This window comes from Photobacterium sp. Ph5, from assembly GCF_022129445.1.
Classification (GTDB): domain Bacteria; phylum Pseudomonadota; class Gammaproteobacteria; order Enterobacterales; family Vibrionaceae; genus Photobacterium.
Genome location: NZ_JADQAQ010000001.1, coordinates 45,018 through 59,313 on the forward strand (window position 1 = coordinate 45,018; position 14,296 = coordinate 59,313).

Consider the following 14,296-nt stretch of genomic DNA (forward strand, 5'->3'; position numbering starts at 1 on the left):
ATTATTTGTCGTGCTAATTAATGACCAGCGTAGTGTTTTAATAAACTTGGCACATCAAGAATTAATGCAATATGACCATCACTGGTAATTGTTGCACCTGCCATACCAGGCGTACCTTGAAGTAAGCTATCTAGTGGTTTTATCACGACTTCTTCTTGACCGATTAAGGTATCAACCACAAAACCAATACGCTGATGACCAATTTGAACAATAACGACATGACCATGCCCACGATCTTTATTCGTACCGACTGTCATATTTGACAACCAATCTTGTAGATAAAACAGTGGGATCGCTTTATCACGAACAATAATTGTTAACTGCCCATCAACTGTATTGGTTTTATTCAAATCAAGATGGAATATTTCATTCACACTCGCCAGCGGTAGTGCAAAGGGTTGTTCGCCAACACCCACCATTAATGTAGGTAAAATAGCTAATGTTAACGGTACTTTAATATCAATTCGGGTGCCTTTTCCTAACACCGAGTCAATGTGAATTGAGCCATTTAGCTGATTAATCCCTGTTTTTACAACATCCATTCCGACACCACGACCAGAGATATCAGAGATTTCTTTTTTGGTCGAGAAGCCAGGCGCAAAAATGAGATTATACGCTTCATTGTCAGTGATACGAGAAGCGGCATCAGCATCCATCACACCGCGTTCAACGGCAATGCTGCGGAGCTTTTCTGCATCCATACCGCCACCATCATCTTCGATGGTAAGTAAAATATGATCACCTTCTTGTGATGCTGACAATAATACTGTTCCTGTGCGAGGCTTACCTACCTGTTCACGAACTTCAGGCATTTCAATACCATGATCTACAGAGTTTCGTACTAAGTGGACCAGAGGATCAGCAAGAGCTTCCACTAAGTTTTTATCTAAATCTGTTTCCTCACCACGCATTTCCAGTACGATATCTTTCTTTAAGCTACGCGCTAAATCACGTACAACACGAGGAAAACGACCGAATACTTTCTTGATTGGCTGCATGCGGGTTTTCATCACAGCGCCTTGAAGATCTGCCGTTACAACATCAAGATTTGATACTGCTTTCGACATTTCTTCATCATTGGTGTTTAAACCAAGGCTAACTAAACGATTTCGTACTAAAACCAATTCACCGACCATATTCATAATGGTATCAAGCGTTGAGGTATCAACACGAACAGTCGCATCTGCTTGTGGTTTTGACTTCTCTTTGACCGCAGCAGGTTTACCTGAGCGCTCTGCTGGCGGTTGATGTACCGCAGATGCGGGAGGCGGAGTAACTATCACTGTTGACTGAGCCGTAGGAACAGGTACTTCAATCTCAGTTAAATCATTAGCTGTAGATTGCGCAGCAGTCGCTTGTTCTTCTAGAGAAGGGCTTTTACCTGCACCATGTAATTCATCAAGTAGACGTTCAAATTCATCATCTGTCATCAAATCATCACTACCACCAGCACCAGTATCTTCTGGTACGGTAGACGATGATGGTGTTACTGGCGATGCTGTTGACGATGATAGTGTTGCAACACCCGACGAAGGCGTATCACTATTCCCCGGCCCTTTACCAGAACCGTGTAATTCGTCTAACAAACGTTCGAATTCATCATCAGTAATATCACCGCTATCAAAATTTAATTGTGCTTCTACATTATTTTGCGCAGTTGGTTCTGGTGTCGTTGCCTTGGATGGGCTTTGACCGGCACCATGAAGTTCATCAAGTAAGCGATCAAACTCATCTTGGGTCATGTCATCAACACTGTCGCCAGCAGTAACATTATCATTGTTTGACGTGATCACAGGCTCTGACGTCACTTCTTCAATAATATCAACCGGTGGCGCTTCAACCGGCGTAGAAATTGGGGCTAGCTCGTCTGCGGTTGCTGGCTGGCTATAATAATGCAAAGCATCTAATAAACGCTGCTCGGCACGATCAAGAGGCTGATGCTCTTTAACTTGTTCAAACATCACATTGATACAGTCAAGCGCTTCTAAAATAACATCCATCAACTCAGATGTTACGCTACGCTTTCCTGTTCGCAGCAAGTCAAACACGTTTTCAGCACCATGACATGCATCAACCAGTTCAGTTAAAGAAAGAAACCCTGCGCCACCTTTTACTGTGTGGAAACCACGAAAAATCGCATTTAATAGCTCAGAATCATCGGGGCTTCGTTCAAGCTCGACCAATTGTTCAGAAAGCAATTCAAGAATTTCGCCGGCTTCTATTAAAAAGTCCTGCAGGATATCTTCGTCTAAATCAAAGCTCATAAATTTCCCCTAAAATCCAAGACTCGAAAGTAAATCATCAACATCATCTTGTGATTCAACAACATCATTTCGTTGTTCTGGATTAATGATTGGCCCTTCAGGCTTTAAGGCGTCTTTTTTATCATCAATCACAGTATTCGCGTCTTGCTCCATGCCAAAAGCTTTTAGAATTTCAACTAACCTATCTTCAACTTCATGAACTAACTCAATGACTCGTCGAATGATTTGTCCTGTAAGATCTTGGTAGTCCTGAGCCATAAGGATGTCAGTAAGATGGGTACGCAGTGTGCTACTATCACCTTCAACTTGAACAAGTAATAAATCAATATCGTGACACAATGCTTTAAATTCAGTAAGGCCAATCTTACCTGCCATTAAGCGCTGCCACTGAGGATGCACTTGCAATAACGTTTCATGCAGTTTATCAGCAATAGGTAACGTGCTTTCAACCGCATCCATTGTTTTATTTGCGGCTTGCTCCGTTTTATCGATAACATAAAGCAATCGTTCGCGAGCATCAGGAATATCAGTTTTCGCCAAATCGTTAACCCGAGGATCAAGACGAAAATTAATTAAAGAATCATGCAACTGGCGAGTAATTTTACCCACCTCTGCAAACATTGGTTCATGGCTATCGGCAACTAATGTTTGTACAAGCGAATTGGCTTCAGCTTGTTGTCCATTTTCTAGCAAGCTGACAAGCTGTTTTGCCTGTTCAAGTGAAATCATGCTTCTTTATCGTCCTTATGCACTACTGATGATTATTGTTAGCAATCGTTACTGCAAACGTTCGAAAATTTTATCCAATTTTTCTTTCAACGTTGCAGCGGTAAAGGGTTTAACAATATAGCCATTAACACCTGCTTGCGCCGCTTCAATGATCTGCTCACGCTTTGCTTCAGCAGTAATCATCAATACAGGCAAATGCTTCAGTTGATCATCAGAACGAATATGGCGAAGTAAATCAATCCCTTGCATACCAGGCATATTCCAATCCGTCACGACGAAATCGAAATCACCCTTTTTAAGCATTGGTAAAGCTGTTAATCCATCATCCGCTTCTAAAGTGTTGTTAAAACCTAAATCACGAAGCAGGTTTTTAACAATACGGCGCATTGTTGAGAAATCATCAACAATGAGAATTTTCATGTTTTTATTCAAGTTTGCCTCCACTGAGAGCCAGCGTTCTTCTAGTTCTAAAAATAAATAATTATTAAGCAGTCCATGCTGTTAATTTTGCGCGTAATCGTTGCATTGCTTGGCTGTGTATCTGACAAATTCGTGATTCACTAACACCGATCACCGCACCAATTTCTTTTAAATTAAGTTCTTCATCGTAGTAAAGTGATAACACTAACGCCTCTCGTTCAGGTAGGGTCTTTATCGCTTCAGCCAGTGACGCACGAAAATTATCATCAACAACACCTTGAAGGGGGGTGTTTTCGCCAATACTTTCTTCGTTCGCGACGGTATCTTCTGCCACCCCAAGATCACTAATACCGACTAAGCGTCCACAATTAACATCATTTAATGCTTGATGATACTGTTCTAACGGCATATCGAGATATTGCGCAATTTCTTGGTCATTAGGATCGCGTCCTAATTCATTTTCAAGGTGAGATATGGCTTCACTTATCTTTCGGCTATTTTTATATACCGAACGAGGAACCCAATCACCACGACGAATATCATCAAGCATGGCCCCACGAATACGAATACCAGCAAACGTTTCAAAGCTTGCGCCTTTCGTAGGATCGTAATTTTGTTGCGCTTCAAGCAAGCCAATCATGCCTGCTTGAATTAAATCTTCCACTAATACACTTGGAGGTAAACGCACCATTAGGTGATGAGCAATACGTTTAACTAACGATGAGTAACGTTCGATAAATGCTTGTGGGCTCTGTTGGTATTGACCGTAAGCCATCGCTTTATTCACTATATGGTACCTCCATGGCCTGAGAGCGTTTTATTAACAAACGTTCAACAAAAAACTCAAGATGTCCGCCAGGATTATGAGGAATAGGCCATGTCATCGCTTTAGTTGATAATGAATTTAGCGCCAGTGCTGCAGGGCTACGAGGGAACGCCTCTACCACTATTTTCTGACGTTTAACGGCTTGTCTAACATTATCATCAAGGGGAATACAAGCCACGAGCTCTAGATTAGCATCTAAGAATCGCTCAGTAACGCGCGTCAATTTAGTAAACAGATCGCGCCCTTCACGGTAACTACGTACCATATTGGCTACAATTTTAAAGCGTTGAACATCATATTCACGGCTTAAAATTTTAATCAATGCGTAAGCATCAGTAATTGATGTCGGTTCATCACATACCACAACGACGACATCTTGTGCTGCACGAGCAAAACTCAGCACCATGTCTGAAATACCTGCGGCGGTATCTACCAAGAGAAAATCGAGATCGTCTTGTAAATTACCAAATGCTCGAATTAACCCCGCATGCTGTGCTGGTGTTAACTCTGCCATATTTTGGGTACCCGAGGCAGCAGGAATAATTTTCAAACCATATGGGCCTTCGATAATGATATCTTCAAGCTCACAGATCCCCGCTAAAACATGAGATAAATTACGTCCAGCGCGAAGCCCTAGCATCACATCAACGTTCGCAAGACCAAGATCAGCATCCAATACCATAACGCGCTTACCTTGACGTGCCATCGACATCGCCATGTTTAGCGTAACATTGGTTTTACCGACACCACCTTTCCCCCCAGTAACTGTAATCACTTTGGTTGAGGTTAACTGAGTCATTCGACGTAAACCGCTTGCTTGATCGTACATTCTGCTCTCAATCATAATAATCTGCCGCCTTATTATCTGAACTATCACTAGACCAGAAATGTGATTGTTGGCTTATCTCTAACTCCAATAATTCATTCGCGCGTGACACTAGGTAGTTCCCCGACGCTATTTTGATATCTTCTGGTACACGCTGACCATCCGCTAAATAAGCGATAGGTAATGCATTTTGAATCGCCACGCAGATGATCTCTCCTAAACTTAATGACTCATCAAGCTTTGTTAATACGCAACCAGAAAGCGGAATACGGCGAAAATGTTCAATCGTTTCCTGCAACACTCGACGCTGTGATGTCGCTGGCATCACTAAGTAGCTACGAATATGCGCTCCGCTGTTTTTCATTAATGTGTCTAGCTGTTCAGATAATCGAATATCACGCTGCCCCATCCCTGCAGTATCAAGTAATACCAATCGACGATGTCGCAACTGATGTAAGATATCGGCAAGTTCTTCAGCATCTTTAGCAACTCTTACCGGACAACCCATAATTCGACCATAAGTCGCTAATTGCTCATGGGCGCCAATACGATATGTGTCTGTCGTTACTAGAGCAATTTGATCAGGACCAAATTCCATTGCCGCTCGTGCTGCCAACTTGGCTATAGTCGTGGTTTTACCTACACCTGTTGGGCCTAATAAAGCCACCACACCGCCAGTATCTAAAATACAATCGTCGGTGGTAATAATTTGATCCGACAACAAATCAAGTAATGCAGGCCATGCTTCATTGGGTTGAATATCTTCAGGAATATAACACGCTAATTGATCGGCTAATTGCTCTGATAGTCCCATTTTTTCAAGGCGTTTAATCATCATGGCGCGCATTGGTTCACGGCGTTCAACTTCTTGCCACATTAAGCCTGATAGCTGGTGTTCTAATAAGCGACGTATCGAGATCATTTCAGATCGCACTTGATCCAGCTCATCTTTACTCGGTTGTGCTTTAGACTCGTAACGAGAAGGATCTAATCGTGGTTTTTGCGGTGACTGTTCACGTCCATTCATACTATGATCATGGTTATCAAATAACCCACGACCGACTGATAGATCGCGTTCATATTGCTTTGATGATGGACGACGGTAATCCCCGATATCTAAATCATGCTTATTCGTTTCAGGCTGACGACGCTGAAATAATGGCGATGTTGATGGTGAACGGTTATCACGTGATGAAGGAGTATCAGCATAATGTTGGTCAGAATAACGAGAGTAACCGTCTGCCTTTCGTTGCGATGCTCGTTCATTTTGTGAACTGTAGGCTGGCTTATGGTCACTTCGAAATGCATTCGCTTCTGAATATAAGCTGTGACTATCCCCTTGCTCGCGCAATTTAGATTGGCGATCAAGTAATGCACTAAGAGAGTCAACCTCATTAGGTTGCTCATTGTGCTCTTGGGTTGAGGCATAGTTTTGTAACACACTAGCAAATTTCTGCACCGTGGATTGGTTCAACTGTACCTTGTCATCAGCAAGTTTACGTCTTGCTTGACTTAACCCTTGAGAAACTTCGTCACGAGAACGGTGCTGAGTATTTGGCGCAGCAGGAGGCGTTGTATCAACATCCACGGCAGCCACAATCTCAACACCACCAGAAACTTTCTTATTCGACATAATGACGGCATCAGGCCCAAGCTCTTCTTTGACTTCGCTAAGTGCCGTTCTCATATCCTTGGCAAAAAATCGTTTAATTTTCAAAATATCGTCCTATCTCAGAAAGGGCTTAGGCCGCATCTACAACCACTAACATTAATTACCTACCGCGTTCACAATTCGAATTTGTTTTTCATCAGGCACTTCCTGATATGACAATACCCGTAAACTTGGGATCGTATTTTTAACAAATTTAGCTAATGTTGAACGCAACACACCTGAGGTCAACAATACCGCAGGCTCACCTTTCAATTCTTGTTGTTGAGTCGCTTCTGTTAATGAACGTTGTAAGCGCTCCGCTAATCCAGGCTCAATACCTGAAGATTCGCCACCAGCAGATTGCATGGTTTGATGCAATATTTGTTCCAATTCAGGAACTAAGGTAATCACTGGCAGCTCAACTTCTATTCCATTGATTTCTTGACAAATTAATCGTTTCAGACCAATACGAACAGCAGCGGTTAATATGTCAGGATCTTGACTCTTACTGGAGTACTCCGACAAAGTTTGGACAATAGTTCGAATATCACGCAGTGGAATAGCTTCATTTAATAAGTTCTGCATCACTTTCACCACAACCCCAAGAGGTAATTGATCAGGAACAAAACCATCAACCAATTTAGGTGTCGTTTGACCTAACATTTCTAATAGGTTTTGTACCTCTTCATGACCTAGTAGCTGCGATGCATGATTTGTCAGTAATTGGCTTAAATGGGTCGCCAATACTGTTGCTGAATCAACAACGGTATAACCTAATGCTTGTGCATGTTCACGCTGTGAGTCTTGTACCCATACCGCTTCAAGACCAAAGGCTGGATCGGTAGTCATTTCACCATCAATAGAACCGAAAACTTGGCCTGGATTAATAGCAAGATCCATTTTTGGGTGAATATTTGCTTCACCGCAAGCAACCCCCATTAAACTAATGCGGTAACTGTTCGGAGGGAGTTCTAAATTATCGCGAATATGAACCGGTGGGATAAGGAAACCAAAGTCTTGCGATAACTTTTTACGAACACCTTTCACGCGCTCTAACAACTCACCACCTTGATCTTTATCGACCATTGAAATTAAACGGTAACCCACTTCTAAACCAATGGTATCAACAGGCTGTACATCATCCCATGATAGCTCTTTAAGCGGTTGAGTCGTTGCTAGCTCTGTCGGTGGTGCTTGTTTCTCAACAAGTGCTTCTTCTTTCTCTTTCTTTATTCGCCAATAAGCAGCACCACCAATAATGGCAGCAAGCAGTAAGAAAGGAATATGGGGCATACCTGGAACAATACCCATAACAAATAAAATCACACCGGTGATGATCAGAGCTTGAGGATTGTTAAACATCTGAAAATACATTTGCTGCCCCATATCCTCGTCAGTATTTTGACGAGTTACCATCATTGCAGCGCCGATGGATAAAAGTAACGATGGAATTTGAGCAACAAGACCATCACCAATGGTCAATAAACTGTAAATTTCGAGTGCTTGACCAAATGTCAGGCCATGCTGACCCATACCAATGATTAAACCACCAATGATATTGATAAAGAGGATCAAGATACCGGCAATGGCATCACCTTTAACAAACTTAGAGGCACCATCCATAGAACCATAGAAGTCGGCTTCTTTTGTCACTTCAAAACGACGAGTACGGGCTTGTTCTTGATCGATAAGTCCAGCATTTAAGTCGGCATCAATCGCCATCTGCTTACCCGGTAAGGCATCAAGGGTAAAGCGAGCACTAACTTCTGAGATACGACCCGCACCTTTGGTTACTACCATAAAGTTAATGATCATCAAAATAAGGAAGACCACTAAACCCACGGCATAGTTGCCACCAATAACAACCGATCCAAATGCATCAATAACTTGTCCAGCGGCATCAGGTCCTTCATGGCCGTGCAATAAAACAACACGTGTAGAAGCAACGTTTAGTGCTAAACGTAATAGCGTGGCAATAAGTAGTACGGTAGGAAAAGCAGCAAAGTCAAGCGGACGACGGGTATACACAGTAACCAATAACACCACCAATGAAAGAGCGATATTAAAGGTAAACGTCATATCCAATAGCAACGGTGGCATTGGTAAAATGATCATCGCTAACGTTGCCAATACCATAATAGGCGCACCTATTGAGGGCATAGACTTAATACTGGCTAGCGGTAATCTATCTGCAAAGGGAATTGAAAGCTTCATTCTGTCTAGTGATCTATTCTTTTATTATTGGTATCAATGTTCGTTTTATAAACAAAAGAAGATAATTAAATAGTCCGTTATTTAATAAAGACGATGAACCATGAATGCATAAAATAAGATAAAGCAATTATCATGCCTTACATATAAGTCATTTTTTTGACAGCTCGAAAAGATTACCAAATTAATAACCGAAAGATAAAAACAAACGCTATATTTGTGACTTTCTGTCTAATATAAATATTTAATTAAATATAGATTTTAATAACAGGAAAATTCTAAAATGGTATGTTCTGGTTAATATACAAATGACTCTGTATACGTAATAACATACTTAATTATTATTCCAGTCATTTTAATGGCGTAATTCTTCAGGTATATCCATCACAGCTTTTGATAATGTTGGTTTTTTGCCTTTACCTTTGCGATATTCTTTTAACTGAAATACGTAGGCTAATATTTGAGCAACAGCAACAAATAAACCATCTGGAATTTGCTGTTCTAATTCGGTCGTATAATAAATAGCACGTGCTAATGGCGCGGCAGGTACAATATCAATATCATGTTTATTGGCTATTTCCCTGATTTTAAGTGCTAAATGGTCTCCCCCTTTCGCAATCACGACGGGTGCAGAGTCCAACTTAGGATCATAACGAAGTGCGACAGAGAAGTGCTCTGGGTTAGTAATTACCACGTCGGCTTGCGGTACATCTGCCATCATACGTCGCTGAGCCATTTCACGTTGTAACATTCGGATACGCCCTTTCACTTCAGGCTTACCTTCCGAGTCTTTGTATTCATCTTTAATTTCTTGCTTGGTCATTTTTAATTGTTGATTAAAATTCCAAATTTGAAATGGCACATCAATGGCAACCACAATGAGTAGTGAGCAACAAATTAAAAGAACAAAGTTTAATAATATATCTAAGGCATGGAAGTAATTGGCAGGGAAAACTTCAGTACTGAGTTGAAAAAAGTCCTCTAAACTTGAGAAAATTAAATAGCAAGCAATACTTCCCACCAGCCCAACTTTCAAAATCGACTTAATTAATTCCACCCAACTTTGCATACCAAACATCCGCTTTATTCCACTGAGCGGATTCATTTTTGATAACTTAGGCATGGCTGCTTGAGTGGAAAAGCGAACACCACCTACACCAGCAGCCCCAATAAAAGCGGCAACAAACAAAAATATGAGGACTAAAAATAAAGGCGCTAGAATATAGACAATTGAATCTAAAATAATAACGAATAAACGATCAAGATCGAATATATCGTCGCGCGTTAAGCTAAACATTGCCGTCATAATATGACTCAGAGCTTTACTTAACCCTTCACCAAACCACATTAACCCAACAGCACCAGACACTAATACCGCAACAGACGCTAATTCTCTTGAGCGCGGAACTTGACCTTTCTCTCGCGCCTGCTCAAGCCGTCTGGGCGTGGCGTCTTCGGTACGTTCTTGACCATCAGAATCAGACATACTGATTTACTCCCAGCCTTAACTTAACAATCAATTCGGATCAAACTACACACTTGATCTAAGCCAACTTGCCATATCGCTTCATATTGCGGCACGATGCCGAGTACAATAAACCAGCTAATAGCAAGACCGAGTAACAACGCAAATGAGAAACCTAACGAGAAAATATTTAGCTGTGGTGCTGCTCGAGTCATTACGCCAAACGACAAATTCACCGTTAGCAAAGCAATCACCCCCGCTAACGCCATATTCACGCCCGCTTTAAACATATGACCAAACCAACCTGCAAGCTGATAATAATCTTTTGGCTGCAGCATAGCCTCACCTATCGGCAAGGTTTTAAAGCTCACTACAACAGCATTTAACATTTCTAAATGCCCATCTGTTGCTAAGAACAATAAAATGGCCAAAAACATATAAAACTGTCCCAATACGGGCGTATTTTGACCATTCGCAGGATCAACCATTGAAGCGAAACCTAAGCTCGATTGCATACCTAATATTTGACCAAGTAGGACAAATATTTGAGTAATAAACTGTGTTACTAATCCCATTGCTACACCAATGATTAATTGCTGAGTAGTAACAATAAACCCAGCTAAAGAAAGTAACTCAATATCTTGTGGGACTTTAGGTAAAACAGGCAAGACCGCAAATGTAATCGCTAAAGCTAAATATAAGCGAATTTTAGGTGAAACAAAGCGCGCCCCAAAAAACGTCATCGCCATCATCATTGATGAGATACGTGTAAAAGGCCAAAAATAATTCGCTATCCAATCAAGTAAAAGGTTTGCGGTGTAATGCATAATCGACGGCTGCTCGTTTGCTAGTAAAGCAACTGTGGAATTTGATCAATAATCCGATAGAAATAATCCATCAGCATTTGCGTCATCATATGACCAAAGAACATCAGCGCGAGTAACGTCACCACTAAACGGGGTAAGAAACTCAATGTTTGTTCATTGATTGAGGTTGCCGCTTGAAATACAGCCACAACTAAACCAATTAACAGTCCTGGAATAACAATCGCGCACACCATGATAAGTACCATGTATAACGCTTCTTGAAATATCTCAACAAAAGCTTCTGGCGTCATAAAAGCATCCTTTCTATCCGATGTTTATTCACATTAGGTGCCAAAACTACCTGCCAGTGTGGATAAGATCAGGTTCCAGCCATCAACTAAAACAAACAACATTAATTTAAACGGTAACGATACAATCATAGGTGAAAGCATCATCATACCCATCGCCATTAAGATCGATGCAACAACCAAATCAATAATCAAAAATGGTAAAAACAGCATAAAGCCGATTTGAAACGCCGTTTTAAGCTCTGAAGTAATAAACGCCGGGATCAATACCGTTAACGGCACCGTCTGCGGATCATCAGCCGTTGAGCCAGACATATTCACAAACGTTTCTAAATCTTTTACACGGGTTTGTTTAAGCATAAATTGGCGCATCGGATCTTCAGCTTTTGCCAATGCTTCTTTCGCCGTGATTTGCTCATTAATATAAGGCTGTACGGCATCTGCATTGATCTTATCAATCACTGGAGACATCACAAAAAACGTTAAGAACAGTGCTATGCCGATAATCACTTGGTTAGAAGGTGTTTGCTGTAAACCCATGGCTTGACGCAGGATCGACATTACCACCACGATGCGGGTGAAAGAGGTCATTAAAATAACCATTGCAGGCAAAAAGCCTAACGCGGTCATTAACGCTAAAATTTGTAGAGTGACAGAATAATCTTCACTACCATCAGGGTTTACTGTCACCGATAATGCCGGTATTCCCCCACCATTACGGGCTGCTTGTAAATGACCTGATGTCGTTTCTGTACTCATTGCTGTCGCCGTCGCACTATTAGCCACGTTCGCTTCAACCGCATGCGCTATATTGATTGACGATAACAGCACAGAGATAGCAAGAAAAACCATCCAACTGACAAGGGTGAATTTATTTTTTAACATTATTTTTCATTAGCTTGCTAAGCTGAGAAGCAAAATCTCTGCTTGGCGATTCGTCCATGTTTAAAGGCTTATCCAATTTACTCAGCAAAGAAATATTATGTTGAGTAATACCCACCAACATTTGCTCTTCACCCACTTGCAATAGCACGACTCTTTCTCGTTGCCCGACAGCCAGCTGTGTAATTACTTTTAAACCCGAATCATTACCACTGATCCCAGCCACTCGCATACGTTTTAATAACCAAGCTAAGAAAACAATAATCGCAATCACAAGCAGTAAAGAAGCCAGAGTGGTTGCAATATTTAAGTCAGGCGCTTGCCTTAATGGCGGCGGTGCTTTTTCAATCGTTTTCTCAACCGCTGTTTGTGCGAAACAGGACAGCGTGAAAAATAATAGCGATAATGCTGTAACTATCTGGCCTACAATCCTTTTCATGACCAGCCTTAACGTAACTTTTTAATACGCTCAGTTTGGCTGATCACATCAGTCAAACGAATACCAAATTTGTCATTGACCACAACTACTTCACCATGTGCAATAAGGGTTCCATTGACCATCACATCTAATGATTCACCCGCAATACGATCAAGCTCAACCACTGAACCTTGGTTTAATTGCAGTAGGTTACGAATACTAATTTGCGTACGTCCAACTTCCATCGAAATGGTAACCGGAATATCCATAATAGTATCAAGCTTACGACGTTCATCATCGGTGATCGGTACCGTTTCATCGGTCAGCTCTTCTAGTGGTGCAGGTTGCACATCATCTGCTTGCTCTGCTAATGCTGCAGCCCAATCATCTGCCATTTGTTGATCATTATTATCTGACATTGTTATCGTCCTTTTCTTATTCGTTACTATCGCTATTTATATTGAGTAATGCCGTGCCTAGCTCATCACGGTCAAGAAACGCCAAATCAGTCTTAACCATATCGGGACGTTGGAGTTTCTCACTAATTTTCAATGCTACATTGTCACCAGAGCGCCCCATTTTTGCGTGGTACGTTGGTAAATCTTCAACAAAAATGGTTGCTTGCTCAGGCATATCAATAGGGATCACATCACCAACTTGTAGTTCCATCAAATCACGTAACGATAAATCCACATCCAGTAATTTGGCGCGAAGATTAACGGGCACATCCATGATTTCATCACGCAATGCTTTACTCCAACGCACGTCAGTGTCCATCTTGTCACTTTGTACACCCGCATCGAGTAATTCACGGATTGGTTCAACCATTGAATATGGCATGACGACATGAAAATCACCGCCGCCACCATCAACTTCAATATGAAATGAACTCACCACTATCACTTCTGTTGGACTCACAATATTAGCCATGGTCGGGTTCACTTCTGAGTCTAAATATTCAAACTCAACCCCCATCACCGGAGACCATGCTTCACGGTAATCTTCAAACACAAGCTTAAGCAGCATTTGTACAATGCGGCGTTCAGTTGGGGTAAATTCACGACCTTCAATTTTGGCGTGGAAACGACCATCGCCACCAAAAAAGTTTTCTACCAGAATAAAGACGAGACGCGCTTCCATTGTTATAAGCGCGGTGCCTTTTAATGGGCGAAAGCGCACCATGTTTAAACTTGTGGGTACATACAGCGTATTTTGGTACTCACCAAATTTAATCATCTGCACGCCATTGATAGACACTTCCGCTGTTTTACGCAGCATATTAAACAGGCTGATACGCATGTGCCGCGCAAAACGCTCATTGATGAGTTCAAGCGTCGGCATCCGACCACGAACAATGCGGTCTTGTGATGAAAAATCAAAGGTAGCAACATCGTTCGTTACATCGCTATCATGAAGTTCATCTTCTGGTTCATCGACACCATGAAGTAGCGCATCAATTTCATCTTGGGTTAATAAATCACTCACCGTAA

The 14,296-nt window shown here is 41.6% G+C and carries 14 protein-coding genes; all 14 read right to left on the minus strand.

What is annotated here, in order from left to right:
- Window positions 1-17: 17 nt before the first annotated feature.
- The 14 genes from I3259_RS00240 to fliM all read right to left on the minus strand — a co-directional run bounded on the left by I3259_RS00240 (window position 18) and on the right by fliM (window position 14,291).
- Window positions 18-2,264: a chemotaxis protein CheA gene (locus I3259_RS00240; protein ID WP_238027785.1), complete on the minus strand. Its 2,247-nt coding sequence runs from the start codon at window positions 2,262-2,264 to the stop codon at window positions 18-20.
- 9 nt (window positions 2,265-2,273) lie between these two features.
- Complete coding sequence (locus tag I3259_RS00245) at window positions 2,274-2,993, minus strand: protein phosphatase CheZ (RefSeq protein ID WP_238027786.1); 720 nt, start codon at window positions 2,991-2,993, stop codon at window positions 2,274-2,276.
- Between the two features lie 48 nt (window positions 2,994-3,041).
- Window positions 3,042-3,413 (minus strand): chemotaxis response regulator CheY, encoded by a 372-nt coding sequence (gene cheY / locus I3259_RS00250; RefSeq protein ID WP_005370326.1) that lies wholly within the window; start codon window positions 3,411-3,413, stop codon window positions 3,042-3,044.
- A 64-nt stretch (window positions 3,414-3,477) separates the two neighbouring features.
- Complete coding sequence (locus I3259_RS00255) at window positions 3,478-4,200, minus strand: RNA polymerase sigma factor FliA (RefSeq protein ID WP_346015660.1); 723 nt, start codon at window positions 4,198-4,200, stop codon at window positions 3,478-3,480.
- Window positions 4,193-5,083: a MinD/ParA family protein gene (locus tag I3259_RS00260; RefSeq protein WP_238027787.1), complete on the minus strand. Its 891-nt coding sequence runs from the start codon at window positions 5,081-5,083 to the stop codon at window positions 4,193-4,195. Before I3259_RS00260 ends, I3259_RS00255 begins: the two co-directional genes overlap by 8 nt.
- Complete coding sequence (gene flhF / locus I3259_RS00265; RefSeq protein WP_238027788.1) at window positions 5,076-6,752, minus strand: flagellar biosynthesis protein FlhF; 1,677 nt, start codon at window positions 6,750-6,752, stop codon at window positions 5,076-5,078. Before flhF ends, I3259_RS00260 begins: the two co-directional genes overlap by 8 nt.
- 81 nt (window positions 6,753-6,833) lie before the next feature.
- Window positions 6,834-8,930 (minus strand): flagellar biosynthesis protein FlhA, encoded by a 2,097-nt coding sequence (gene flhA, locus I3259_RS00270; protein WP_238027789.1) that lies wholly within the window; start codon window positions 8,928-8,930, stop codon window positions 6,834-6,836.
- Window positions 8,931-9,282: 352 nt separating this feature from the next.
- Entirely contained in the window at window positions 9,283-10,413 is a 1,131-nt protein-coding gene (flhB, locus tag I3259_RS00275) for a flagellar biosynthesis protein FlhB (protein WP_238027790.1), read from the minus strand.
- Window positions 10,414-10,436: 23 nt separating this feature from the next.
- Window positions 10,437-11,219, minus strand: coding sequence for a flagellar biosynthetic protein FliR (gene fliR, locus I3259_RS00280; RefSeq protein ID WP_238027791.1), 783 nt, complete (start codon window positions 11,217-11,219; stop codon window positions 10,437-10,439).
- A gap of 20 nt (window positions 11,220-11,239) precedes the next feature.
- Window positions 11,240-11,509, minus strand: a complete 270-nt coding sequence (fliQ, locus tag I3259_RS00285; RefSeq protein WP_005370314.1) for a flagellar biosynthesis protein FliQ — start codon at window positions 11,507-11,509, stop codon at window positions 11,240-11,242.
- A gap of 33 nt (window positions 11,510-11,542) precedes the next feature.
- Window positions 11,543-12,391: a flagellar type III secretion system pore protein FliP gene (gene fliP, locus I3259_RS00290; RefSeq protein ID WP_238027792.1), complete on the minus strand. Its 849-nt coding sequence runs from the start codon at window positions 12,389-12,391 to the stop codon at window positions 11,543-11,545.
- Entirely contained in the window at window positions 12,378-12,827 is a 450-nt protein-coding gene (fliO, locus tag I3259_RS00295) for a flagellar biosynthetic protein FliO (protein ID WP_238027793.1), read from the minus strand. The genes fliP and fliO overlap by 14 nt, the downstream gene beginning before the upstream one ends.
- Before the next feature lie 8 nt (window positions 12,828-12,835).
- Entirely contained in the window at window positions 12,836-13,225 is a 390-nt protein-coding gene (gene fliN / locus I3259_RS00300) for a flagellar motor switch protein FliN (RefSeq protein WP_238027794.1), read from the minus strand.
- Window positions 13,226-13,241: 16 nt separating this feature from the next.
- Entirely contained in the window at window positions 13,242-14,291 is a 1,050-nt protein-coding gene (fliM, locus tag I3259_RS00305; RefSeq protein WP_238027795.1) for a flagellar motor switch protein FliM, read from the minus strand.
- Window positions 14,292-14,296: the final 5 nt, after the last annotated feature.